27 protein-coding genes are annotated in these 25,625 nt (G+C 42.7%); 21 read left to right on the top strand and 6 right to left on the bottom strand.

Annotated features, from left to right (window positions below; genetic code table 11):
* Window positions 1–40: 40 nt before the first annotated feature.
* From ACE3JL_RS02155 to ACE3JL_RS02135, 5 genes are all read right to left on the bottom strand, one after another.
* Window positions 41–919, bottom strand: coding sequence for a flagellar assembly protein H (locus ACE3JL_RS02155; protein WP_375328745.1), 879 nt, complete (start codon window positions 917–919; stop codon window positions 41–43).
* Window positions 916–1,836 carry a flagellar assembly protein H gene (locus ACE3JL_RS02150; RefSeq protein WP_375328744.1) on the bottom strand — a complete coding sequence of 307 codons (921 nt, stop codon included), beginning with the start codon at window positions 1,834–1,836 and terminating at the stop codon, window positions 916–918. Before ACE3JL_RS02150 ends, ACE3JL_RS02155 begins: the two co-directional genes overlap by 4 nt.
* Window positions 1,833–2,705 (bottom strand): flagellar assembly protein H, encoded by an 873-nt coding sequence (locus ACE3JL_RS02145; RefSeq protein WP_375328743.1) that lies wholly within the window; start codon window positions 2,703–2,705, stop codon window positions 1,833–1,835. The genes ACE3JL_RS02150 and ACE3JL_RS02145 overlap by 4 nt, the downstream gene beginning before the upstream one ends.
* Window positions 2,706–2,880: 175 nt before the next feature.
* Window positions 2,881–3,075, bottom strand: coding sequence for a DUF2949 domain-containing protein (locus tag ACE3JL_RS02140; RefSeq protein WP_002732568.1), 195 nt, complete (start codon window positions 3,073–3,075; stop codon window positions 2,881–2,883).
* 363 nt (window positions 3,076–3,438) lie between these two features.
* On the bottom strand, window positions 3,439–3,960 hold the full coding sequence (locus ACE3JL_RS02135) for a DUF192 domain-containing protein (protein ID WP_271990031.1): 522 nt from the start codon (window positions 3,958–3,960) through the stop codon (window positions 3,439–3,441).
* A 293-nt stretch (window positions 3,961–4,253) separates the two neighbouring features.
* Between ACE3JL_RS02135 and ACE3JL_RS02130 the strand changes: the two genes are divergently transcribed.
* The 3 genes from ACE3JL_RS02130 (at window position 4,254) to ACE3JL_RS02120 (ending at window position 5,950) form a co-directional block, all read left to right on the top strand.
* A complete protein-coding gene (locus ACE3JL_RS02130; RefSeq protein ID WP_002731506.1) occupies window positions 4,254–4,367 on the top strand; it encodes a PetM family cytochrome b6-f complex subunit 7 in 114 nt (37 codons plus the stop codon).
* 105 nt (window positions 4,368–4,472) lie between these two features.
* Window positions 4,473–4,832 (top strand): photosystem II reaction center protein Psb28, encoded by a 360-nt coding sequence (psb28, locus tag ACE3JL_RS02125; RefSeq protein WP_002753287.1) that lies wholly within the window; start codon window positions 4,473–4,475, stop codon window positions 4,830–4,832.
* A 170-nt stretch (window positions 4,833–5,002) separates the two neighbouring features.
* A complete protein-coding gene (locus ACE3JL_RS02120) occupies window positions 5,003–5,950 on the top strand; it encodes a TIGR01777 family oxidoreductase (RefSeq protein ID WP_375328742.1) in 948 nt (315 codons plus the stop codon).
* A gap of 35 nt (window positions 5,951–5,985) precedes the next feature.
* On the opposite strand, the gene ACE3JL_RS02115 is transcribed toward ACE3JL_RS02120, so the two are convergent.
* On the bottom strand, window positions 5,986–6,711 hold the full coding sequence (locus tag ACE3JL_RS02115) for a GUN4 N-terminal ARM-like repeat domain-containing protein (protein ID WP_375328741.1): 726 nt from the start codon (window positions 6,709–6,711) through the stop codon (window positions 5,986–5,988).
* 228 nt (window positions 6,712–6,939) lie between these two features.
* Here ACE3JL_RS02115 and lysA point away from each other — a divergent pair, with 228 nt between their 5' ends.
* The 18 genes from lysA (at window position 6,940) to ACE3JL_RS02025 (ending at window position 25,400) form a co-directional block, all read left to right on the top strand.
* Complete coding sequence (gene lysA, locus ACE3JL_RS02110) at window positions 6,940–8,343, top strand: diaminopimelate decarboxylase (RefSeq protein ID WP_375328740.1); 1,404 nt, start codon at window positions 6,940–6,942, stop codon at window positions 8,341–8,343.
* A 22-nt stretch (window positions 8,344–8,365) separates the two neighbouring features.
* Window positions 8,366–9,286, top strand: a complete 921-nt coding sequence (cdaA, locus tag ACE3JL_RS02105; protein ID WP_271990019.1) for a diadenylate cyclase CdaA — start codon at window positions 8,366–8,368, stop codon at window positions 9,284–9,286.
* A complete protein-coding gene (locus tag ACE3JL_RS02100; protein WP_271990017.1) occupies window positions 9,283–10,032 on the top strand; it encodes an isoprenyl transferase in 750 nt (249 codons plus the stop codon). Before cdaA ends, ACE3JL_RS02100 begins: the two co-directional genes overlap by 4 nt.
* A 240-nt stretch (window positions 10,033–10,272) precedes the next feature.
* A complete protein-coding gene (locus ACE3JL_RS02095; RefSeq protein ID WP_002738222.1) occupies window positions 10,273–10,587 on the top strand; it encodes a DUF1825 family protein in 315 nt (104 codons plus the stop codon).
* Between the two features lie 131 nt (window positions 10,588–10,718).
* Window positions 10,719–11,231: a cobalamin biosynthesis protein gene (locus ACE3JL_RS02090; protein ID WP_271990015.1), complete on the top strand. Its 513-nt coding sequence runs from the start codon at window positions 10,719–10,721 to the stop codon at window positions 11,229–11,231.
* Between the two features lie 7 nt (window positions 11,232–11,238).
* Window positions 11,239–12,423 carry a lipid-A-disaccharide synthase-related protein gene (locus ACE3JL_RS02085; protein ID WP_375328739.1) on the top strand — a complete coding sequence of 395 codons (1,185 nt, stop codon included), beginning with the start codon at window positions 11,239–11,241 and terminating at the stop codon, window positions 12,421–12,423.
* Window positions 12,424–12,457: 34 nt separating this feature from the next.
* A complete protein-coding gene (locus tag ACE3JL_RS02080) occupies window positions 12,458–13,288 on the top strand; it encodes a Ycf66 family protein (protein WP_375328738.1) in 831 nt (276 codons plus the stop codon).
* A gap of 358 nt (window positions 13,289–13,646) precedes the next feature.
* Window positions 13,647–14,978, top strand: coding sequence for a protein kinase (locus ACE3JL_RS02075; protein ID WP_149108043.1), 1,332 nt, complete (start codon window positions 13,647–13,649; stop codon window positions 14,976–14,978).
* Between the two features lie 57 nt (window positions 14,979–15,035).
* Window positions 15,036–15,731, top strand: a complete 696-nt coding sequence (locus ACE3JL_RS02070; protein WP_375328737.1) for a VWA domain-containing protein — start codon at window positions 15,036–15,038, stop codon at window positions 15,729–15,731.
* 12 nt (window positions 15,732–15,743) lie between these two features.
* The gene (locus ACE3JL_RS02065; RefSeq protein WP_375328736.1) at window positions 15,744–17,051 is read left to right on the top strand and encodes a PP2C family serine/threonine-protein phosphatase; all 1,308 of its coding nucleotides are present in this window, start codon (window positions 15,744–15,746) and stop codon (window positions 17,049–17,051) included.
* A 126-nt stretch (window positions 17,052–17,177) separates the two neighbouring features.
* The gene (locus ACE3JL_RS02060; protein WP_375328735.1) at window positions 17,178–17,390 is read left to right on the top strand and encodes a hypothetical protein; all 213 of its coding nucleotides are present in this window, start codon (window positions 17,178–17,180) and stop codon (window positions 17,388–17,390) included.
* The gene (locus ACE3JL_RS02055) at window positions 17,387–18,628 is read left to right on the top strand and encodes a DUF1036 domain-containing protein (RefSeq protein WP_375328734.1); all 1,242 of its coding nucleotides are present in this window, start codon (window positions 17,387–17,389) and stop codon (window positions 18,626–18,628) included. The genes ACE3JL_RS02060 and ACE3JL_RS02055 overlap by 4 nt, the downstream gene beginning before the upstream one ends.
* Window positions 18,629–18,675: 47 nt before the next feature.
* Window positions 18,676–18,855: a hypothetical protein gene (locus ACE3JL_RS02050; protein WP_375328733.1), complete on the top strand. Its 180-nt coding sequence runs from the start codon at window positions 18,676–18,678 to the stop codon at window positions 18,853–18,855.
* 40 nt (window positions 18,856–18,895) lie between these two features.
* A complete protein-coding gene (locus ACE3JL_RS02045; protein WP_375328732.1) occupies window positions 18,896–20,527 on the top strand; it encodes a PrsW family glutamic-type intramembrane protease in 1,632 nt (543 codons plus the stop codon).
* Window positions 20,524–22,221, top strand: a complete 1,698-nt coding sequence (locus ACE3JL_RS02040; protein ID WP_375328731.1) for a YfaP family protein — start codon at window positions 20,524–20,526, stop codon at window positions 22,219–22,221. Before ACE3JL_RS02045 ends, ACE3JL_RS02040 begins: the two co-directional genes overlap by 4 nt.
* Window positions 22,218–23,021, top strand: a complete 804-nt coding sequence (locus ACE3JL_RS02035) for a hypothetical protein (RefSeq protein ID WP_375328730.1) — start codon at window positions 22,218–22,220, stop codon at window positions 23,019–23,021. The genes ACE3JL_RS02040 and ACE3JL_RS02035 overlap by 4 nt, the downstream gene beginning before the upstream one ends.
* A 34-nt stretch (window positions 23,022–23,055) precedes the next feature.
* Complete coding sequence (locus ACE3JL_RS02030) at window positions 23,056–24,267, top strand: hypothetical protein (RefSeq protein ID WP_375328729.1); 1,212 nt, start codon at window positions 23,056–23,058, stop codon at window positions 24,265–24,267.
* Window positions 24,267–25,400, top strand: a complete 1,134-nt coding sequence (locus ACE3JL_RS02025) for a hypothetical protein (RefSeq protein ID WP_375328728.1) — start codon at window positions 24,267–24,269, stop codon at window positions 25,398–25,400. The genes ACE3JL_RS02030 and ACE3JL_RS02025 overlap by 1 nt, the downstream gene beginning before the upstream one ends.
* Window positions 25,401–25,625: the final 225 nt, after the last annotated feature.

Here is a 25,625-nt window from a genome sequence, read left to right as displayed (position 1 = left end):
TTTATCCATTGTGGCATTTTTGCGTTTTAACTCTCCACCTTTACTCTCGCGCCGCTTGTCGGACTTGTTCTAAGTTTAAATCCAAAGCTTGAGCGATTTGTTCCACACTTAAACCCAAAGCAAGCAAACGGGGAATAGATTCCAGTTTAGCCTCTAGTTTTCCTCGCTCTAGTCCGCGCTCTAGTCCGCGCTCTAGTCCTTGTTCTAGTCCTTGTTCGATTCCTTCCTGTTTAGTTGCTTCCTTCCATTCCTGATAGGTTTGAGATAAGGTCATAAACACCTCTCTATCTTCAGTTTCTAGGATGTTATTTATTTCCATAGTAACCCGCCAACTAATCAATAATTCCAGGACATTTTCCCGGAAAGCATTACCTTGAGGTAATTCTAACAATTCTCGCACCGCTTGGTTTTGCGTTTTTCCCCGTCCTAATAATCTTAACCAGAGAGTCTCAGCAGTCACAGGCAATTGATTAATAGCGATAATTGCCGTGCGATAAAGCGAGGGAAGAAAATAGACTCCTTCTGGCCACTCTGGGTCTAATTTTGCCCCAAATCCTTCTAAAACAGTGCTACCAGCCGAAGGGGATAAAATCCACAAACGAGGAGCATTGTCTTCATTGTAACTCTGATTTTCTCGTTTAGCTTGTCTTTGCAGTTCGGCTAAAATGGTCAAAAGTTTCGCTAAACAATTACGAATCTCGCTCCGATTGGGAGGATTGCGATAGGGTTCAATTAAGACAGTATTAAGGACAATTCTGCCTAATAATCCCAGATAATTGCGGTTTGGTTCGGGATTGGGGGAAAAAAATACATCTATCTGTCGGGTTTCGTCGCTGACTTCTTTGCTGATTTCGACGATTCCCAGGGGAGAAAGTAATTGTTCAAGGTAATTTTTGGCAAATTGGTCATGGGGTTTCATGGAGTTTCTTGAATAGCTCGTTGAACCTGTTCTAAGTCTAAATCCAAAGCTTGAGCGATTTGTTCCACTCTTAAACCCAAAGCAAGCAAACGGGGAATAGATTCCAGTTTAGCCTCTAGTTTTCCTCGCTCTAGTCCTTGTTCGAGTCCTCGCTCTAGTCCTTGTTCGAGTCCTCGCTCTAGTCCTTGTTCGAGTCCTCGCTCTAGTCCTTGTTCGAGTCCTTCCCGTTTAGTTGCTTCCTTCCATTCCTGATAGGTTTGAGATAAGGTCATAAACACCTCTCTATCCTCAGTTTCTAGGATGTTATTTATTTCCATACTAACCCGCCAACTAATCAATAATTCCAGGACATTTTCCCGGAAAGCATTACCTTGAGGTAATTCTAACAATTCTCGCACCGCTTGGTTTTGAGTTTTTCCCCGTCCTAATAATCTTAACCAGAGAGTCTCAGCAGTCACAGGCAATTGATTAATAGCGATAATTGCCGTGCGATAAAGCGAGGGAAGAAAATAGACTCCTTCTGGCCACTCTGGGTCTAATTTTGCCCCAAATCCTTCTAAAACAGTGCTACCAGCCGAAGGGGATAAAATCCACAAACGAGGAGCATTGTCTTCATTGTAACTCTGATTTTCTCGTTTAGCTTGTCTTTGCAGTTCGGCTAAAATGGTCAAAAGTTTCGCTAAACAATTACGAATCTCGCTCCGATTGGGAGGATTGCGATAGGGTTCAATTAAGACAGTATTAAGGACAATTCTGCCTAATAATCCCAGATAATTGCGGTTTGGTTCGGGATTGGGGGAAAAAAATACATCTATCTGTCGGGTTTCGTCGCTGACTTCTTTGCTGATTTCGACGATTCCCAGGGGAGAAAGTAATTGTTCAAGGTAATTTTTGGCAAATTGGTCATGGGGTTTCATGGAGTTTCTTGAATAGCTCGTTGAACCTGTTCTAAGTCTAAATCCAAAGCTTGAGCGATTTGTTCCACTCTTAAACCCAAAGCAAGCAAACGGGGAATAGATTCCAGTTTAGCCTCTAGTTTTCCTCGCTCTAGTCCTTGTTCGAGTCCTCGCTCTAGTCCTTGTTCGAGTCCTTCCCGTTTAGTTGCTTCCTTCCATTCCTGATAGGTTTGAGATAAGGTCATAAACACCTCTCTATCCTCAGTTTCTAGGATGTTATTTATTTCCATACTAACCCGCCAACTAATCAATAATTCCAGGACATTTTCCCGGAAAGCATTACCTTGAGGTAATTCTAACAATTCTCGCACCGCTTGGTTTTGAGTTTTTCCCCGTCCTAATAATCTTAACCAGAGAGTCTCAGCAGTCACAGGCAATTGATTAATAGCGATAATTGCCGTGCGATAAAGCGAGGGAAGAAAATAGACTCCTTCTGGCCAATCTGGGTCTAATTTTGCCCCAATACTCTCTACAAGAGTCAGACTAGCCGAAGGGGATAAAATCCACAAACGAGGGGCATTGTCTTCATTGTAGCTCTGATTTTCCCGTTTAGCTTGTCTTTGCAGTTCGGCTAAAATGGTCAAAAGTTTCGCTAAACAATTACGAATCTCGCTACGATTGGGAGGATTGCGATAGGGTTCAATTAAGACAGTATTAAGGACAATTCTGCCTAATAATCCCAGATAATTGCGGTTTGGTTCGGGATTGGGGGAAAAAAATACATCTATCTGTCGGGTTTCGTCGCTGACTTCTTTGCTGATTTCGACGATTCCCAGGGGAGAAAGTAATTGTTCAAGGTAATTTTTGGCAAATTGGTCATGGGGTTTCATGGAGTGAGCAGTTAATCGATAATTCTCAATTTATAGTTATTAAAAAAGTGGGTTCAAATAACCCACTTCTCAAGTGATGATTAGTAGTTTTTGGAATCTGAATTTTCAAATTGTGCCAGAAACTATGGGCAGCCATAGCAATTATTCTCCTTATCAATAGTGAGCAATTGTAAGATTAGACTACCTCTTCGAGAAAATCGTAAATTTTGTCTAGTTGTTCCAAGGTTACTAAACCGTACTGCCAAAGAATCATCGGTAAATGAATTTTATCAGATTGGATTGATCGCTCGGCCATAGCGATCGATTCTTGGGGAAGGGACAATTCCTCTTGTAGAAATTGTCGGAATTGGGAATAGGCAATCGTGGACATAGGGCGACTTTTTCCTCAATAGTATATCTCGTAATTTCAATAAAACACCACCTGATCGGTTTCAAGGACAGTTAGTCCTGCGACCGTTTTTCTGTATCTAAGCTATCTCGGTGATAGAGAGTGCTTTTCTAAAAATCGCTGGCTCTCTTACAAATAGTCCCGTTAGCTCCAGTAGAATTTTGTCTCTGTTTAATCTATAGCAAGGGTAAAGATTATTCAATCTATAACTTGATAGACTATAAAAATCTTAATCGATATGGTTATATCTTAAACAGTATAAATGCGTAATAGCTTATAACAGCCATACTTATATTTCCAGACAAGGGACACTTTTTATAAGAAAGTTAACACCATTTTCAAAAATTAAGGTCTTGAGATAAACTCAATCTTAATTTTATTTCCTTCTTTCACTCCTAATTCTTTCGCTCGACCCCCAGCTAGTTCGATCACTTGATTAACCATGGTGTTTGGCCCATAGACAGGACAAGGATCCACAGCACAAGGGGGAACATTGAGCAAAACTGCCTTTACTATACCATCTTTTAGAAAAATCATGTCTAGAGGAATCGAGACATTTTTCATCCAAAACCGGGCTATCAGAGGTTGTGCAAAGGGAAATAGCATACCGCGATTTTTCTCCAAAGACGAGCGATACATTAAACCCTTGGCCTGTTGTTCGCTGGTTTGAGCCACTTCTAACTCAATTATCTCACCATTAATATCTGCTTTGGCCGTGATCGGTAATATTTGCCCTTGATTCTCAGTTGTAATCTGAGCCATCGAACTATTATTACCATTGAGATTGGTCGATTGACAACTCAGCAGCAACAAACCTAAAAATAGTATTAACTTGATCTTGAGCATAAATGATTTTTTACCAGTCATCACCAATAGTTATCAATACTTAATTTTTCCAGGGTAAGTGAAGAATTAACGCAGATAAGACACTAACACAAAGTAGCGATAAAAAATATAAAGATAGTATTAAGAATATCTAGCATGGGGGTGAGCATCCTTCCTTGAGGATTGTTAGAACATATATACTAAAAAAGTTCTCAGAGTTATTGGCCGATTTTCCCCCTCAATTTTGCCCCAGTCTGGCAGCAGTCGATCGCCTTCGTAGGTTAAAATACCACTTATCTATATGATTGATTATTGTAGGCTCAGGAGCAATCAGCATGACCGCAGAAAGTATGTTATTTAACGGGCCGATCGTGGCGATCGTTCTCGTCCTTGTCGGATTAGCTTGGGGTTTTCTCCTCCTCAAAATCCAAGGTGGAGAAGCGGAATAGCTTGTTTTTCGGTTCATGGTTACTTTATTAGTAATCATGAACTATTTTTTTCTGATCAAAAGTAATTAAGAGAAAATCAATAACTAAAATTTTATAGCTATACCTATGACCACTCCCACGATCGAGTTTTTTGTCGGTTTATCAGAAGAATTAAGCGGTGTTAGTCTCCGCAAAAATAAAAATACCGGGATTCGCAATGTCCTGATGACTTTTAAAACCCTGAAAGCGATCGAACGTTTCCAAAGTTTCACCACCCGTACCTACGGCGATCTCCGTCTCACCGATGAGGAAGGAGTGATTACAGTTATCCCCAACTCGACTAAATTTATTTTTGGAGGGGACGAAGGGGATGAAATTCAACGGGTAGAATGTGGTTTTGAAATCACCGATGAACACTGGGAGCGTTTTATGCGCTTTATGAATCGTTACGCGGCAGCCAACGGGATGGGGTATCAGGATAAGTGAGAAGACAGGACTGGGAATTATGAATTATGAATTATGAATTATGAATTGGGAAGGGGTAAGAATAAATAAAAATAATCTCCTGACGACCGACTCCTGAATACTGACTTCTGAACATTGAACTCTGATAGTTAAAAACCAGCTAAAATAAGGATAAATTTAGTCAAGAAACCATGAAAATAGCGATTACTGGGGCGACGGGATTTGTGGGCAGTCGATTGCTGGTCAAACTCTATGATCGCGGCGATGATATTCTAATTTTGACGCGCAATCCCGATAAAGCCCGAAGAATGTACCCAAAGTCAATCTATCCTAAGATAGAGATTATCCCTTATATCGCCACAGAATCGGGGGATTGGCAAAAAGAGATTTCCGGATGTGATGCGGTGGTTAATCTAGCGGGAGAACCGATTTCGGAACGCTGGACCAGTGAAGCAAAACGAGCAATCGTCGCTAGTCGGCAAATCGGCACCGAGAAAATTGTCGAGGCGATCTCGCGTAGCGAGCGCGTTGCGACCGCACTTGCCGCCCAGAAACCGAAAGTTTTAATTAACTCCTCGGCGATCGGTTACTATGGAACCAGTGAAACCGCTAGTTTTGACGAAAATAGTCCTCCCGGGGGTGATTTTCTAGCAGATGTCTGTAAAAAGTGGGAAACAGCAGCCCAAAAAGTTAAAGATTACGGCACTCGTTTAGTCATTCTTCGCACTGGTATTGTTTTAGGCAATGGGGGTGCTTTAGGGAAAATGATCCCACCCTTCAAGCTTTTTGCCGGCGGCCCGATTGGCAGCGGTCGTCAGTGGTTTTCTTGGATTCATCGGGATGATTTAATTAATTTAATTATCTATTGTCTCGATCGCCCAGAAATTAGCGGCACTTTCAACGCTACTGCACCCAATCCCGTGCGGATGAAAGAATTCTGTCAGATTTTAGGGGAAGTAATGAAGCGTCCTTCTTGGTTGCCGGTGCCAGATTTTGCCCTCGAAATTCTCTTGGGAGAAGGAGCCAAAATTGTCCTAGAAGGTCAAGAAGTGCTGCCAAAAGCCACCCAAGCGATCGGTTTTGACTATCGTTATCCTAATCTAGAAGCGGCCTTAGAGGAAATTGTCCCGAAAATGTAGAAATCTGATAGACTAGCCGGACAAGTGTTCTCAATCTATTTTTCAACCCAGACGGGATGGGAGAATAAAGAGGCAGCCACTCTCACCCCGCGCAGTTGATTTAACAGGGGTAAATGACCGACGGGAGCACTTAAATCCCAGATAAATTCTTGGGGGTATTTTGTCCAATTATTGCCATTTTTCCAGCCAATTTTCGGCCAAAGTTTCGGGAAATCTTGACCGACACCGAGCCATAATTTGCGCTGCACCGACCAACCGAATTTTCCTTCCGAATGAACTAACCAAAGATTATCAATAGTCTGAATGTCAACCTTCGGAAAAGCTTCTACTTCGGTAAAATAGACCCATTTCCTCTGTATTGCTCCTTCTCCTGCTAATTCACAGAGTTTTTGACGGGTGAGACTATCGGCAGTTTGAAAATCCTGTTTAGCCAATAATTCCTGTAAAAGTCGATAATCGATACCCTTAGCACTATCGAGGGGAACAACACCCGTGGGGAAATAATTAGCTAAAAATTCCTTGCTCTGAGCGCTATTATCTTGGTATAGCAATTGATAGGCCTTACCTGTCACCAGATTAACAGGAGTCGGGCGCCCGGCTAATAAAAAATCTCTCAACACAGTTAGGCCAGCTTCTCCGCTTCCAGCTAATTGTGTCAGAATCTGTAATTGATTTTTCGGCGACTCGGTGGCTAATTGACTCATCTTACGGGTAATATCCTCGCTCTGTTCTTCTACTAACACGCCATTCTGGTCAGTCATATCATCACTTTTAAGACCACTCCTTCAATACTATTACCACTATTTCGGGGTCACTGCTCGATTTTTTCCCGACAAAAAAGGGACTTTTAGCGGGTGGTTGATCGTACACTGAAAGAGAGAACTATTTTGGTTATCTAGATCACCGACGGTCAAAATTCCCTCAACTGAATCGGGGATGCGCGGAGATTGTAACAAAAATTATCGATTTCTTGACAAAAAACACCGATCATGCTATCAACCGAACCTAAAATCAGCAATTCCGGACAAAAATATTTAGCCTATCAAGATTGTCTATCGCCGAATCAAACCCTGTTACCCCTGACAGCCAAGGTTAATAACCGCGATTGTCTAGAAATCGGTGGTTGCGATGTGACCACCCTAGTGGAACGTTTCGGTTCACCCTTGTATATTGTCGATGAAGTCACCCTCCGCACTGCCTGTCGTCAATATCTGCAAGGTTTCCAGACTCATTATCCCGGAGAATCTAGGGTAATTTATGCCTCGAAAGCGTGGAATTGCCTGGCCCTATCGGCCGTGATCGCTAGGGAGGGATTAGGTTTTGATGTGGTGTCGGCCGGAGAAATTCACACAGTGTTAACCGCTTTAGACCAGAGCAATAAAACCGATGTGCCGATATACTTTCATGGTAACAACAAATCGATCACCGAGTTAGAATATGCGATCGAGCATAACTGCATTATTATCGTTGATAACTGGCTAGAGTTAGAAAATCTGGTTAAATTAGGCGAAAACCGTCCTGATACCCCCATTCCGATCCTATTGCGTTTAACCCCCGGTATCGAGTGCCACACCCACGAATATATTCGCACGGGTCACTTAGACAGTAAATTTGGTTTTGACCCCCATCAAATCGAAGCGGTATTTGACTATGTTTTAGCTCATCGGGTGCTGAATTGTCTGGGTTTACACGCTCACATCGGTTCCCAGATTTTTGAACGTCAACCCCACCAAGACTTAGCCGCCGTGTTGGCAGATTGGTTTAAATTAGGTTTAGAACGGGGTTTACCCCTAGAGCAATTAAACGTCGGTGGTGGTTTAGGGATTCGCTACCTCGAAAGTGATGACCCCCCAAGTATCGAGGAGTGGGTGCAAGCGGTGTCCTTAGCAGTGGCCAAAGCTTGTCAGGAAAGAGGTATCGCTTATCCGCTGCTCATTGCCGAACCGGGACGCTCTCTGATAGCCACAGCTTGCGTAACGGCCTATACAGTGGGTAATCGCAAAGAAATCCCCGAAATCCGCACCTATATCGCCGTCGATGGCGGAATGTCCGACAATCCCCGACCGATTACCTATCAATCAGTTTACCGGGCCGTTGTTGCCAATAAAATGGGTCAAGAATGTCAAGAAGTGGTGACAATAGCTGGAAAACATTGTGAATCTGGCGATATTCTAATTAAGGATATTGCGCTACCGAAAACCAACCCGGGGGATATTTTAGTGGTTTTAGCCACGGGAGCCTATAACTACAGTATGGCTTCTAATTACAACCGCTTACCCCGTCCGGCGGCGGTAATTGTCCAAAATGGAGAAGCTAATCTGATCCTCGAACGGGAAAATCTGGCGGATTTGCTGCGTCAAGACCGCTTACCCACTCGACTCTCCTTAATATAAACCTCATCGCTATTGTCCCCCCATGTCGGGTTTTTTTCTGGACCTTCGCCGGTTATTGTCTTGGATTCTCAGCCATGGTCTGTCATTCCTAGACTTTGGGTTAGTTCTCCTCCTTACCTATATGCTGCTGCTAATTATCGGCGAGCGGCGTACCTTTTGGATGGTGCGAGGACTAATCTACTTAATGCTGGCCTCGGTGATTAGCGATGCTCTAGGATTGCGCTTGCTGGGGTTGGTCCTAGAAAAATTGATTTTGGGGGCAGCAGTGGCCATCGCTGTGATTTTTCAGTCGGAATTTCGCCGTTTTTTAGAATTATTGGGCAAAGGTCAAGTGTGGGAATTATTTAAAAAAAGTTCCCCCACTCCCAAGACCGATAATGTCATTGATGAGTTAGTGGACGCGGTGAAGGATCTATCTCAAAATCGCACCGGTGCGCTGATGGTATTAGAAACCAGTGGCAATCTCGACACCAAGGTGTTTGTCAATCCGGGGGTGATGCTCAATGGCCAAGTATCTAAGGAATTAATTCAAACTATTTTTCAAACTAAAACTTTACTACACGATGGGGCTGTCTTTATCCGCGGCGATCGAGTGGTGGCCGCTGGTGTTATTCTACCCCTATCGGAGCGCAGTACCTCTAGGCAATTAGGCACTCGTCATCGGGCAGCCATGGGCATTACCGAAAGGCTAGATAATTGTATCTGTATTGTGGTTTCTGAGGAAACTGGCTCGATTTCCCTCGCGTCGGGGGGTAATTTGGATCGGCCTTTAACCAGTAGTAAACTAAAAGAGCTGCTCGAAGCGAAGTTTTCTCCGTCGGGAGAGGGGGAAGTGGTCGCACCGAGTTGGGGACGTTTAGGGCGTACAATTGGCTTAAAAGGTCGTCTAATCTTAGAAAAATTCTCCCGTTCGCCCAGCGCAACCCCGAAAGATAGAAAATGACTGTTAAACCGAGCTTATCACCAGAATTACCTACGGATTTAGATAAAAACCGTTTGCCTCAGCACGTCGCAGTGATTATGGATGGGAACGGTCGTTGGGCGAAAAATCGTGGTTTACCCCGGATTATGGGCCATCAACGGGGAGTAGATGCACTCAAAGACTTGCTGCGCTGTTGTAGTGACTGGGGGATTCCCGCTTTAACTGCTTATGCTTTTTCGACGGAAAATTGGGGTCGTCCCTTGGAGGAAGTAGAGTTTTTAATGACTCTATTCGAGCGAGTTTTGCGGCGGGAATTAGAAGAAATGATGCAGCAAAATGTTAAAATTCGCTTTATTGGTAATTTATCAGCCTTGCCAGAGTCTTTAAGACGGGAAATTGCTAAATCTCAAGCAGAAACTAGCAAAAATTCCGGTATTCAGTTTACGGTGGCTACTAATTATGGTGGCCGAGAGGAAATTGTGCAAGCTTGTCAGGCGATCGCTCGTCAGGTGCAACAGGGTTTAGTCTCCCCAGAAGCGATCGATGAATCTCTCTTTGCACAGTATCTTTATACTGCCGGGATTCCTAACCCAGACTTGTTAATTCGCAGTAGTGGGGAAATGCGAATTAGTAATTTTTTACTATGGCAAATGGCCTACGCAGAAATCTACGTTACTGACACCCTCTGGCCCGATTTCGATCGAGTGCAATTTCACCACGCTTTAAAAGATTATCAGGGTCGTCATCGTCGTTTTGGTAAATTATAAGGGCCTACAGCCCAAATTTAGCGAAATAGCCCTTGTGGGGCAGTTAAAGGACAATTTTTGATTTTCACTTTTTATCTTAAACTCCCTGGGGCAACGGTTAAACCGGGACGAGAGGGACGTTTGTGATCCTCTCGATTTCCCCAATACGGTAATCCGTAAATCGGCCAGAGCTAGACTTTTTCCCCGGCTAAAATAAAATAGGATGGAAAATAACTATCGACGATAAGCAGTTTTAAAATTATGGGATTCTTTGACTCAGAAGTGGTTCAACAGGAAGCTAGACAGCTATTTGAGGATTACCAGTCCCTCACACAACTGGGCAGCGAGTACGGGAAATTCGATCGAGAGGGTAAAATCATCTTTATCGATAGGATGGAGGAGTTAATGGAACGCTACAAGATATTTATGAAGCGTTTTGAGTTATCTGAGGATTTCTCCGCCCAAATGACCGTAGAACAGCTAAAAACCCAATTAGGTCAATTTGGTATGACTCCGCAAATGATGTTCGACCAAATGCAGCAAACCCTTGAGCGGATGAAAGCGGAAATTCGCTAAAATTGCCGCTATTTATCGGGTATTGGCTGTCTTCTGCCCGATGATGGTCTTTCGCTGTTTACTGCTCGGAAAATTGGGGTTTCTGCGGGTTTTCGAGAACGATGCTCTAATAATTTTAACTAGGTTAGCTGATGAATAGTGCTTCCGCTGCTTTCTACTTACCCGCAATCGATTTAATCGGGATCAGTCCTCTGTGGACTGGTTTTAGGCAACCTCATTTTTCCCCCGATTCTTCCCCAGCAAAAGTGCAATGCTATGGACGAGTATTGTGGTTGGGAATAGGTTGTATCCGTGGGACGGAGAAAGTAGTTATAGATAGGGCAATTAGGGATGTTTTTCAGCGTTATCACCTCTCTTTGGCCGCTATTGCTGGTGTCGCCACCCTTGACATCAAAGCTGATGAACAGGGTTTAATTGCCTACTGTCAAGAGAAAGGATGGCCTCTAAAAACCTTTGCTGCCGAGGAGTTAAGATATGTTAATGTCCCCAATCCCTCAGCCATTGTCAACAAGAAAGGGGGAACTCCTAGCGTCGCTGAAGCTGCCGCTTTAAAAATGGGGGAGACTTTGCTAGTAAGCAAGCAAATAGAAGCAAAATCGGTGACTGTGGCGGTTTCTTTGGCAGCAAGGGAATATAGAGGATAACCAATCGATGCTTAAACAGGTTTTATTTCTTAGTAATGGTCATGGCGAGGATTTAAATGCTAGTTTAATTCTGGCGGAATTACAAAAAATTCAGCCTCAATTATCTATAGCTGCTTTGCCTTTAGTGGGAGAGGGAAAAGCTTATCAAAAATTGCAAGTACCCATTATTGCCCCTACTGCCACTATGCCATCGGGGGGAATTATTTATACCAATCCTTTTAATTGGATTAAGGATATTGGTGCGGGATTAATTAGTCTAACTATTCAGCAAATTCAGGCAGCTTTTAGAGTTAGCAAGAATTGTGATTTATTGATAGCAGTGGGGGATATAGTACCGATTACCATCGCTCGTTTAACTGGTCGTCCTTTTATGGCTTTTATTGTTTCTACTTCCAGTTATTATGAAGGTACAATTAAATTACCTTTTCTTACAGAGTTATGTTTAAGATCAAACAAGTGTTTAATGGTTTTCACTAGGGATGAATATACAGCAACAGATTTACAAAATCGGGGTATTAGAAAAGCGATTTTTGCCGGTTATCCGATTATGGATGTCTTAACACCAATGGGTAAAGATTTAGAATTGGATAGTCAAATTCCCATGCTCGCTTTATTAGCAGGGAGTCGTTTACCCGAAGCTTTGAGTAATTTAGCTTTACAGTTACAAGTCTGTGAGGAAATAGTTAAAATTAAACCAATGCAGTTTCGGGCTGCTATCGTTCCTAGTATCAGAGAAACCGACTTAGAAACTTTAGCTAAACAAGAGGGATGGCATTATTTAGGAGCGGGAAAATTAGAGAAAAATGGGGCTTTATTGTGCTGTTATAGTGATGCTTTTGCTGATATTTTACATAATTGTAACGCTTGTTTAGCAATGGCGGGTACAGCAGTAGAACAAGCGGTAGGATTAGGAAAACCCGTCATACAAATACCCGGATTTGGTCCCCAATTTACCTACCCCTTTGCTGAGGCACAAATGCGCTTATTAGGGGAATCGGTGCTAACCATTGGACAAAAACCCACGGAGGTGAATTTATTTAAAAATGCTGCAGTTAAAATTATTGATATTTTGGCAGATTATCGTTATTTACACAAATGTTTAGAGAATGGTAAAATCAGAGTGGGAGAATCCGGAGGTAGCAAAAATATTGCCGAGGAAATTTATATGAACGTAGATACTGTGTTAAGGTAAGGATTCAGAAGGAAATGTCAAAGGAGAATCGCAAATGTTGCCCTATATCCTAGCGATTGTTGTGGGATTAAGTAGTCTATACCTCCTCACCACCGCTTTTATCGCCCCTGATCGCCACCGTCAAGATGATTTTCTCTGGAGTGCGGTAGGATTATTCTATGCCCTTGTCCTCTGGTTGTGCGCGGGAAGGATTACAGGCGCTATCCTCCTCGGACAAGCTGCCGCAACCATATTATTTATTGCTTTCGCTTGGCAAACTCTCAAACTCAGACAAGCACTTTTTTATCCCGACAAACCGGTTAAATTATTTACTATTGTCGGTTGGTTAGGCAATCGTCTGGGGAAAGTTACTCCCTCTCAATCCCCTAAAACTAAAGCTAAACCTGAGAAAGTAGCAGCAAAAGTTAAAGAAACGGTTAAAGAAACGGTTGCCCCCGTTGTCGAAACAGCGGCAGCTATCGGGGAAACTATTCCAGAATCAGTGACAGAAATTGGGGAAAAAGCTCAAGAAACGGTTGCCCCCGTTGTCGAAACAGCGGCAGCTATCGTGGAAACTATTACAGAATCAGTGACAGAAATTGAGGAAAAAGCTGCGGAAATTATTGATGATGATGAAACTTTCGATGATTTCGATGATTTCGATGATTTTGATTTGGCAACAAAAGAGATCAACCCTTCTGAAAATCCCCCAGAAATTCCCCCGACTGAACCTGTCACAACTGTTGAAGTCGAAACTATTGCTGTTAGCGAAACGGTGATTATTGAAGTTACCGAGGAAGATTTGCCCCCAGAAGAAACTATCGGAGAAGATACTCCCCCAGAAACTCGATCGCCAAGCGCAGAAAATCCCCCCTCATCGGATTAAAAGTTAAGACTATTGAGCGGGTAGGTTAGGCAATAATTACCCAAGAAATGGTTCTTCGTTACTTGGCATGGTTCGATAGGGGGGGCATAAATCGACTAAATCCTGATCTGACAAGAGACTTAATTGATTAGTTCGCTCTAGATCAAAAACAGTTGACAAAAATTGCCAAATGTCTTTCTATATAAGGGTTACATTTATTATAACCCCCGTCCATTGCATAACACAAACCGAAGAACCAAATTTTTAGTAAAAAAATGTAACAGGAGTGAATTAATTATATTTACTTGAGCTACAAGAAAGAAGAATCACCTTCAAAAACATTCCATTTGCTTAAGTTACCCTAAAAAGGAGGAACAAGGTGAGTGACCTACTCAAATCTGGACAGACAGTTCATACAGAATCTTCTCAAACCCCTTGCACGGTAGAGCAATTACTTGGCGGTGGCGGTCAAGGAGAAGTCTATCGAGCTAATTTAGCCGGTCAGCCTGTAGCGCTGAAATGGTATTACTCCCACTCCATTCAGGCAGATCCTCGCCAGTACGAACGGCTTGAGGCGGCGATCCATTCTGGCGCACCGAGTGATCGCTTTCTGTGGCCTATAGATATTGTATCAGAGCCTGGCATAGAAGGGTTTGGCTATGTCATGCCATTGCGAGAACTTCAATATAAAGGCTTTGTCGATCTAATGAAACGGCGCATTAAACCAGAACCCACCTTCAGAGCTTTAACAACCGCAGGATTTGAACTGGCCGATGGCTTTTTTCAACTTCATACCAAAGGGTTATGTTACCGCGATATCTCTTTCGGTAATGTTTTCTTTAATCCCAACACTGGGGATGTTTTAATCTGTGATAACGATAACGTCACCATCAATGGGGATCAAGAAGGTGGTGTTATGGGAACACCACGCTTTATAGCACCAGAAATCATTACTGAACAAGCGAGACCGAGTACGCAAACGGATTTGTACTCTTTGGCAGTTTTACTGTTCTATATGTTAATGATCCATCACCCCTTGGAAGGAAAGAAAGAAACCGAAATCAAATGTCTGGACGCTCCAGCGATGAATAAGCTTTATGGGACTGAGGCGGTGTTCATTTTTGACCCCAAAGACAATTCCAATGCACCAGTACGTGGCTACCATGATAATGCCCTTGCCTTCTGGCCTATTTATCCACAATTTCTCCGCGAACTGTTTACCAAGGCATTTACCAAAGGTATTCAAGACCCAGAAAATGGCCGCGTCAGGGAGTCAGAGTGGCGGGGAGCAATGGTAAACTTGCGCGATTCTATCATCTACTGTCCTCACTGTGGTGCTGAGAACTTTTACGATCCTGATGTAATAAAAGCATCAGGCGGTAAACCTAACCCTTGTTGGTCATGTCAGAAAGAAATTCGCTTGCCCCCTCGAATTCGCATTGACAAAAATATCATTATGTTGAATCATGATACCAAGCTATTTCCCCATCATATTAATGTAAAATTGTTTGACTTTTCTCAACCAGTCGCTGAAGTCACTCGACATCCCAATGATCCTAATATTTGGGGAATTAAAAATCTTATGCAAGAAAAATGGCTCTGTACTACGGCTGATAATCAAGTTAAGGATGTCGAACCAGGACGCAGTGCAACTATGGCTGTAGGAACAAAGATCAACTTCGGCAAAGCAGAAGGTGAGATTCGTCTTTGAAATGTTATTCCCTGTTTAGAAATCCACTTTTTTTACTGAATCAAGGAGATATTGAATATGCCACTACCAGGTGAAGGGTTGTCAAGCCGCCCCTTACATTTTATCTGGATTTGTGATTGTTCTGGTTCTATGTCTGTAAACGGCAAAATCCAGGTTCTCAATACAGCCATTCGTGAAGCAATTCCCTTAATGCAAAAAGAAGCAAATGAGAATCCCAATGCACAAGTATTAGTTCGCACCCTTAAATTTTCTAGTGGAGCGCAGTGGCACATAGCTCAACCTACACCAGTTGAAAATTTTAAGTGGACAGATTTGACCGCTGATGGTGTCACAGATATGGGTAAAGCCCTTTCTATGGTTGCAGACCAACTTAAAATACCGCCCATGACTGACCGGGCGCTTCCCCCTGTTTTAGTGCTGATTTCTGACGGTCAGCCGACTGACGACTTTAGCAGTGGACTGAGACACTTGATGGAACAGCCTTGGGGCAAGAAGGCTGTACGAATTGCAATCGCAGTTGGTGGAGATGCAGATCATGAACCATTGCAGAAGTTTATTGGACACTCAGAACTAAGGCCTCTTCAATCTAATAGTCCCGAAAATCTAGTCAAACAGATTAAATGGGTTTCTACTGTTGTTTTAAAAGCTGCGTCTTCTCCTAGCAGTCAAGCCAAAAACTCTAATTTGGGAGGCGGAAATGTCCCAATTCCAGTGCCTCAAAATGTTATCGATAGTGCATCTGATGTCTGGTGAAATGGAGGACTCATGAAAGAAAATATACCCCAACTAAAATGGCGGTGCATTGGTGAATCTGTCAAAGGAGCCTCTCATGTGCGTTCTGGATTGCCCAATCAGGATGCCATTCGCTGGTTTCCAGAATCAGGCATCGGTTTGCCATTGATTTTGGCTGTATCAGATGGCCATGGCAGTGCCAAAAGTTTTCGCAGCGATAGAGGCTCTCGTTTTGCTGTTGAAACGGCAATTAAAGTAATTCAAGAATTTTTCTTGAGCAGTCAATCGAGTGATATTAATTTCTCAGCACTGAAAGATGCAGCCCAAAGACTTCTACCACCGCGACTTGTCAATGAGTGGAGAAAAGCTGTCAACAAAGATTTGGGTTTGTCAGAAAATGATGAAGAAAAATTAACTAATAAACCCAACTTTACTGATGAAGAGAAACAGATTCTTGTTGATAAAGATGGAGAAGCTGCTTGGCAAGCCGTTGAAAATAATTATTTTCTCGCTTATGGGGCCACCGTCTTGGCAGTTTTAGTTACCGAGTTTTTCATTGTCTATATTCAGTTAGGTGATGGGGACATTCTTGAGGTGGATTCTAAGGGAAATACGACTCGACCTTTGGAGCGGGATCCCAACCTAATTGCCAATGAGACAACTTCACTCTGTATGAATAAGGCATGGAATGAATTTCAGGTTCATATAAAACTGTATCCACAAGGTACGCCCAAAGAAATACCTGCTTTAATTCTGGTTTCTACTGATGGCTATTCTAATTCTTTTTCTACTGATGAAGGATTTTTTAAAATTGGTCAAGATTATCGACAGATGTTCAAGTCAAATCTGACTGAAGAAGTCCGACAAAAATTAGAAGGATTTCTTCAAGAGACTTCAGAAAAAGGCAGCGGAGATGACATCACTCTAGGCATGATTAAAAGACTTGAAACCGATGATCGGGATTATCTAACAGACCGTGTAGAAGATTTAGATAGGAAAGTTATATTAGTTGAGGAGTCCAACATGAGACAACAAGAGAATATCTCGGTATTTGAGAGTAAGGTAAATGATCTAAAACAACAACAATACACAATTCAAAAGGCCGTTTATTGGGGTTTTATATGGGGCTTTAGTTTAATAATGGGTACTTTTTTAATTAGTAATGCCTTCAGTAGTTACCTTTTTTTTCGTCTTAATAAGGTTGAGAAGATGTTGAATGAACTGAAAGAGCCAAAGAGCGGAGAGAAAGGTCAATCTCAACCTCTCAATAGTCCTTCCAATACCTCCTCTCCCCCACCAGAAACAACACCATCCCAAGTACCAACACCTATTCCACCGTAGTAAGCATAAATAAGTTTTACACTTAATCATGTTTCAGCTTTTCTCAAAAGGGTAGAAAGAGTTTTATCTGTAAAGTTTATTTATTCTTAAGGCCTAATGCTAGAGACTGAAAATGAGAGAAACCCCATGACTACTCCTAATATCGTGGTAGATGATACTTATCCAGGTTGTCCTTACTGCGAACAAAAGAGCTTTGTTAAATGCGGGAGTTCTTTATTCTCTCGCTGTAATAAAGTGTCTTGTGGAGGGGAACAGGATACTCATACCTGTCCTTGGTGTGGAACTAAAGCTCAAATTAGTTGTTACATCGAAAACCTGAGCGCAGGAAAAGACCTATGAACGACTTACCTCGACAAAAGCTTTGTGAAATTATTACCGAGTACGGACAGGATGTTTCTGACAACCCTCAACGCTGTGAAGGATTACTAAAGGACTTTTGTGGGCAATATAGCAAGGAAGTCTTTCTTTTAGTGAATGCTCTTAAAAAAGGCGTGGCTACCGAGTTACTAAAATCCCAGAATCAGATTCCTCAAGCAGTTATTTTATCCAAGCTTACAAAGCGATTACAAGATGAGCTAGGAATAGCTGAGGAATCTGCTTACTGGGCTGTAGATTCTTGGGGATTAGCATTAGGGGTGATTTCCCAACCACGAACTAAAAATGACTTTCAGAGTCAACAGCAATTAATTGTAGAACGACAACAACAAGCAGAAAAAGAGCAAAAACAAAGAGAAGAATATGAAAAAAAATTAGATCAATCTCAGCAAGAAATACAGCAATGGAAACAAGAAGTAGGCAAGCTAAATGAAGCAATAACAACAGCCAGACAACAGCAAAATATTAATCAGAAATCAGCCCATAAGTTTGCTGCCAATTTTGTTTCTATATTGGCTGGCATCTCAGCATTAGCAGCTTTTTTACTTGGAATTTATGCTTATCAAAAAAATCAACAAATGGGCAATCTTACTGAAAATTTGAACAATCTTACAATTGAGTATAATCAAAAAACTGAAAATTTGATCACTGAACATAATCAAAAAATCAAGAGCCTGACAACTGAACATGATCAAGAAGTTGAGAATATTATAACTGAACATAATCAAAAAGTTGAGAATATTACAAATAAGAGAAATTTGCTTTATAATCAAGTACAAAATTTTCAAAATACTCTAGAAAATGTTGAGAATAATCTGGAGAATAATCTTAATATATCTGGAGATACTTATTTAAACCTTTGCAATCAAACTTCTAATGACATAATTGATGCTGCAATTATGTATTGGGACGGAGACGGATGGAAATCAAGAGGATGGTGGAATATTAAAAAAGGAGAATGTACAAAAGTTTTGGTAGATTTTAACGAGCGAGGAGATATCTACATTCATGGACAAATAAACAATATTAAGTGGGAATCTGATGATTTTTCATTTTGTGCTACCAACACAAGATTTGAATTTGAAAAGTCTGATGAAATGGAATGCTCTGGTGATAATTATAAGGTTAATGCCATTAAGTTTTTGGTTTTCCCAGGAGTCAATGACTATAAGTTTAAAGATTATAAAAATTATACAGAATAATTTTCTACTTCACTATTTCACTAATCTTCAATTGAGTGTTAAAAAATATGAACAACTTACCAGGACAAAAAATCAAAGAAATCTTTACCCAGTACAGTCATTCAGTTTACTACGATCCTGAACTTTGTCAAGCTCTACTCAAGGTTTTTTGTGGGCAGTACCGGAAAGAAATTTCTGTCCTTAAATTAAATTGTCCTTTGCAGCCATTACCAATTTTTTATTTATAAAGAAATACCTCACTTACCTCAATGAAAATAGGCAAATCCAATGACACAACAACCTCAGTACAACGCTTATTTAAGACAAATTTACCCTAAAGCAGCCGCCCACACTACACCTACTCATCATCCCTTATCAACCCATCAATCTCTTGTCATTGGACGAGAGCCAAACTGTCAAATTGTTCTCAACTCCACCAACTATCCAGGAGTCTCTAGTCGCCATCTAGAAATTCGTCCCGTCATGCCTTCAGGAAGTCCCCCTTCTTGGCAAATCTGTGATTTAGGGAGTTCCAATGGCACTTATATTAATAACCAGCGATTGCAAGGCTGTCGGACATTACAATTAGGCGATCGCATTTCTCTCGGTCAGCAGGGTGTAGAATTCGTCTTTGAATGTCAAGTTAGCAATCCAGGACTTCCTGGTCGTCCTTTAAATATCCAACCCGGCGACTCCCTTCATTTAAGTCAAATGCTGCCCATCATCGCGACAAGGCAGGATTTATTTAAAAAAGCTTACCTGATACCAGGTGTCCTTACCGTCTTATTAGTCGTCGGACTATTTGCTGCGATCGGTAATCCTGACCTATTCAATGCCCTATTAGCAGTCTATCTGATTGGGGCAGGCTACTACTTCGTCTATCAATTGGGCGGCAAACAAAAACCCTGGTGGTTGCTGATAGGATCGGCAATAACTACCGTTTTACTCTTGCTCAGTCCTATTTGGTCGCTATTTATCTTGGTTTTCCGTCAAATCCTGCCAGGAGAAATACCGACAGAAGGAACAGAAATAGGATTTCTTTCTTCGTTTATCCACTATTTTTTTGGTGCAGGCATGGCAGAAGAACTCCTCAAAGCCATACCTGTCTTCCTTGCGCTGGGGATAGGACGAATGCTCAGAACCCCTTGGCGAGAGCGAGTGGGTGTCTGGGAACCCCTTGATGGCATTCTCTTAGCAACTGCCTCTGCTGCTGGCTTTACCCTCCTAGAAACCCTGGGACAATATGTGCCAGGGATCGTTCAGCAGGTAGCAACTCAGGCCGGGGAAGGCGCAGGAGAATTAATCGGGATACAATTACTCATTCCTCGAATTATTGGTTCTGTAGCCGGACACATGGCTTATAGCGGCTATTTTGGTTATTTCATTGGCTTAAGCGTCCTGAAACCGTCTAGAAGTTGGTCAATCTTGGCTATAGGCTACTTGACAGCATCAGCACTGCACGCCCTTTGGAACGCTTCTGGTGCTATCAGCAATCTCGTCACTGCCTTTGCCGGAATTTTAGCTTATGCCTTCTTAATGGCAGCCATTCTGAAAGCTCGGCAACTTTCACCAATTCGTTCTCAGAATTGGGCGACTCAGTATTACAATCCACCTATCCTACCTCAAGCTCCCTTTTCGCTGCGGATTCAGCAGAAGACAATTCCTTTAACTGTCGGGACTCGGTTGCAGGCAGGGGAAATTCCTGGGTTGGTGGCGCAAAGTGCTAATGGAATAGTCGCTGAAGTAAATGCTAATCCCAAAGATCCCAGCATTTTAGGGTTGCAAAACTGTTCCAATCAATTTTGGATAGCTACTTTACCTATCGGGCAGCAAAAGCAAATCGATCCTGGGCGCAGCATCAAGCTTGCGGTTGGCACGAAAATTAACTTTGGTTCAGTTGAAGGAGAGGTGCGATCATGAGACAATCATCAAGTTGGAAAAAGGTTCTCTTATTCGGCTTATTAGGGGCTTTTGGTTGCCTAATCGGATGGTTATTGGGTGAATGGTTCTTATCTTGGACAATGCTGCCACAAGCACAACAAGAAGCCTCGACACCTGCACTTGTGTTTAATCCAGAACTGACTAAACGACTGCAAAGAGAGGGAGCTAAAACAGGGGATGTTCAGCTTTCTCTGTTATGGAATAACTACAACGATTTAGATATACATTGTATCGATCCATCAGGAGAGGAGATTTATTACTCGCACAAGCGATCGCAATCAGGAGGCGAACTTGACGTTGATATGAACGCAAGTGGACGGCAATCAAAAGAGCCAGTAGAAAACATTTACTGGCCTGCTGGAGGCGCACCAAAAGGAAAATATCAGGTGTTTGTCAATCATTATGCCAATCATGGCGATGCTGACCCAACTGCCTTTACGGTCGGTGTATTAGTAGAGGGGAATAGTCAAGAATTTTCTGGTTCTATTTCTCATGGTCAACCAAAGCGACCCATTTATGAATTCACCATTGAAGCAAAACCAGCACAACAGCAGCCTAACGCCCAGCAGTTTTGGTATATGGTGTTTATTGTCGGTCTATGGACAGCCTTGCTTGCCATTGGCTTATCTCTTGCCCTAGCAATCGGGCAAAACTTCTATCTTCATCGTCCGTTTTTATCCACTCGTCAAGGCACTATCTTACTTGCAGGAGGGCTATTAGCAGGCCTCGTTTCTGGTGGTTCTGCTCAAGCACTGTTGAGTTTAGTTGCCCAGTCAGAAATCCTCGCTAAAGCTGGCTGGATCGCTGGCTGGACGCTTTTGGGAGGGCTTTTGGGAAGGGGGATGGGCTTTTTCATCTCTAACCTACAAGCAAAACGAGCGACTATTGCTGGCGCGATGGGGGGATTTTTTGGTGCTTTAGCCTTTTTGTTGGTTTCCCAGAGTGCCGGTGATGCCTCTGGTCGTTTGGTTGGAGCGGTTATTTTAGGCTTTTTTATCGGCTTAATGGTCGTTTTTGTTGAAGTCGCTTTTCGTACAGCTTGGCTGGAGATTCAATACAATCCCAAAGAGAGCCGCACAGTCAATCTGGGAGCCGAACCCGTCAGTATTGGTGGCGATGCCAAAGCTTGTACTATTTACGCCCCGAATGCGCCACCTGTTGCCCTGCGTTACCGACTCAGCCAAGGTCAAATCCTCTGCGAAGATATCGCCACTGGGGTAACTCAGCCACTCCAACCAGGGGATAATCAGCGAGTGGGCAATCTTACCGTCTTTGTTCACAGTGCCGATGCACCAGATCAATTAGCCTACCGCGATCTTAATCGTGCTTCTCCAGAAGCTTATCAGGATAGGTCTTCCCTTTCCTATTCTCAACCTCAGACCCAATTTTCCTTGCACATTAAAAGACAAGTCATTTCTCTAACGAATGGAACTCGCTTAAGTGCAAGAGAGATTCCGGGATTAGAACCTCAAGGTACTGATGGTGTGGTAGCACAGGTGAATCCTAATCCTAAAGATCCTAGTGTATTGGGGCTACAGAACTGTTCCCATCGAGCTTGGACTGTAACTTTAGCTAACGGTGAGCAAAAGCAGGTTGAATCAGGGCGTAGTATTAAGTTAGCGGCTAGAACGAAAATTAATTTTGGTTCAGTTGAAGGAGAAATTTGCTCATGAATGATCTACCCCGTCAAAAACTCAAGGAAATTATTATTCAATATGGTCGTTCTCTATGTGATGAACCACAACGCTGTGAGGGACTGCTACGAGACTTATGTGGACAGTATCAGAAGGAAATTGCCGTTCTCGTAGGCGCACTGAAAGAACGAGTCCCCGCCGATTTACTGGCCTCGCAAAATAGTACGCCAGCAGTAGTATTTTTAGCACGACTAACCAAAAAACTGCAAGATAATCTAGGGTTAACTGAAGAGGCCGCTAGATGGGCAGTGGAATCCTGGGCTTTAGCTTTGGGAGTGATTTCAGAAGCAGATACAGCACCAGTTGATTCGTCTTCTCCACCTCCTCAAGTTCCTCCTCAATATCGGCAAGAAAATGTCAACCAAATACCTGTAACTTCCAATAATTTGTCTTCTCTACCAAACAACATTGTTTCGAGGAAAGAAACAGATACAGCAGCGGAAAATACCTTAGGTTTAAAAAAAGCTAACAACCAAATTAAAACCGCTTGGATAACTGGCACTATTTCGGGAGTAATGACCTTGCTTGGAACTTTATTCTTGAACATTCCAGATCTGTTTATAGATGTTGTCTTAACTTTTGGACTTTCCTTCGGGATTTATAAAAAAAGTAGAATTTGTGCTGTTATTATGTTTGGTTATTTTATTTTTAGCAAAATACTTTTGTGGGAAATATTAAAAGGAGATCCGCTAGGTTTAATAGTATCTATTGCCTTTATTTATTTTTTCTGGCAAGGAGTTCAAGGAACTTTTGCTTATCACAAAATAACCAAAATGTAGTTTTGAATTAAATGAATTAGGAGGAAAGACAGCCATGAATAAAAATATCATAGCCGGATTCGGAAAAGCGATACAGTTTGCCATCTGGGCTGCAGGGGGCGGAGCCATTGGTGCTTTAATTGCTGAACCTTTTTTTGTTCTGATGATACAGCAAGCTTATAACTCCTTAAGCGCGAAAGTTTTTACATCCAGTATCTGGTTTGGACTGATTGGTGCGGGCATTGCTATTGCTTTACTGAGTGCCTCTTTTCAGTATCTCAAACGAGGACTACAACTAGGCAAGGCTATCCGAGATGGTATCTGGGTAGGTTTCCTAGCAGGAGCGATCGCAGGGGGAATCGCTGAATACCTCTACTCCAGTATTGGACCGACTGAATTCTTACGAATTATCTGTTGGGGCATCGCCGGAGTCTTACTAGGACTGGGTTTGAGTTTCCGCATCCCCAATTTAGGGCAAATTCGCGGCATGGGAGGCGGTTTAGCGGGCGGTATATTAGGTGGAGGTCTATTTGTCCTGTTAGCTGTCGTCAGTGGGAGTTCCGAGACAGCAGCCCGCTTGTTGGGCAGTGCTGCCATTGGCTTTTGCATTGGTTTGATGATTGCGATTATTGAGACAGCTTTCCGAGAAGTGTGGCTGGAAATCCGTTATAACCCCAAAGAAAGTCGAACAGTCAGCCTTGGCTCTGAGCCTGTCAGCATCGGTGGCGACCCCAATATCTGTACCGTTTACGCTCGCAATGCGCCACCTGTTGCCCTGCGTTACCAACTTACTCAGGGGCAAATTCTCTGTGAAGACATCCCTGCTGGGACTACCCACACAGTGCGACCGGGAGACCAACAAATGGTCGGAGCGATCGCGATTGTCGTTTGTGCTGCAGCTGCTTCACCCCAGCTTGCTAGCAGTTCCCCAGACTTAGCCTCTCAATATCCTTCCCAGACAGTCTTGCAATCTCAGAATCAATTTTCCCTACGCCTGAAGCGCAGAGTTATTGCCTTAACAGATGGGACTCGATTAAGCCCACAGGAAATTCCGGGATTAGAACCTCAGAACGCTGATAATATAGTGGCTGAAGTCAGTCATAATCCTAAAGACCCAACGATTTTAGGCTTAAAAAACTGTTCCTGTCGATCTTGGATAGCAACACTTCCAAGTGGAGAGCAAAAGCAGATCGATCCCGGACGCAACATTAAATTAGCGGCTGCAACAAAAATCAACTTTGGTTCAGTAGCAGGAGAAATTTGCTGATGAATGATTTACCCCGTCAAAAACTCAAGGAAATTATTATTCAATATGGTCGTTCTCTATGTGATGAACCACAACGCTGTGAGGGACTGCTACGAGACTTATGTGGAAAGTATCAGAAGGAAATTGCCGTTCTCGTAGGCGCACTGAAAGAACGAGTCCCCGCCGATTTACTGGCCTCGCAAAATAGTACGCCACCAGTGGTATTTTTAGCACGACTAACCAAAAAACTGCAAGATAATCTGGGGTTAGCTGAAGAGGCCGCTAGATGGGCAGTGGAATCCTGGGCTTTAGCTTTGGGGGTGATTTCAAGCAATGACCTTAAAACCAACCCTTCATCGGATCCACCAGTTCCTACGCCAATCCCGACTCCTGTACCAGATTCTGCCGGGCAACCAACTTCCTCTTTCTCGGTTTCTTCAACTATCCCCGTCCAACTGCCTGTCAATCCCGTCACCATTCCTTCTCAGCCAGTACCCCCGCCAACGCCGCCTTCACCTTCAAACAATTGGACAAAGATTGCGATCGCTATTAGCTCAGTAGGAGTTTTGGCATTAGCGGGCAGTGTAGTGCATTTTCAAGAACAGCAAAAACAGGCGAGCGATCGAGAAATAGCCGAATTGAAAGCCAGAGAAGAACAACGTCTGGAAGCGGAACAGCGCCAACGAGAAGAGGCCGAACGTCGAAGAAAAGAGGCAGAACAACAACTTGCAGAAGAACAAAGAAGGAGACAAGAAGCAGAAGCCCGACTGGAAGCAGCGCGTCAGAAATCAGAAACTTTTGTTCCTAGTGAAAGTGTCAATCAAGATATCAACGAAGGCGAAGCGATATCCCTGATTGAAAATCTGTACTATGCGCTTTCAGAAAAAAACTTCGATCAGGCAAGGTCTTTATATAGCTCACAATTGGCAGAGTCATTTTCTCCTAGCTTCTTCAGTCAATTTGAAAGAGTAACTGTCGAAGATTTACAAGTTACTTCGAGAACAGATACTTCGATAAACTTTATAGGACAAAATACTTATGTTTATCCCGATGGTTCAACCCAAAGAGAACTCAGATCGTACACCGTGAGAAACTTGGATGGAGAGTTAAAAATTACAGCATCTGAATTCATTAAAGTGACAAAGTTTAGATAAAATTCTAGCGTTAAAACCAAAAATGTTAGGTTCTTCGTTACTTGGTATGATTCTATAGGGAGGCATAAATCGACTAAATCCTGATCTGGCAAAAGATTTAATTGATTAGTTCGCTCCAAATCGCAAACAATTGACAAAAATCGCAGTAATGTCTGTTTCTATAAGGGTTTCATCCCTTATAACCCTGTCCGTTGCATAAGACAAACCGAAGAGATCAAGAAATTA

The organism is Microcystis sp. BLCC-F210 (assembly GCF_042134685.1).
GTDB classification, from domain to species: domain Bacteria; phylum Cyanobacteriota; class Cyanobacteriia; order Cyanobacteriales; family Microcystaceae; genus Microcystis; species Microcystis aeruginosa_D.
The sequence above is the reverse complement of the archived record's forward strand: the minus strand, read 5'-3'. Positions and strand labels throughout refer to the sequence as shown.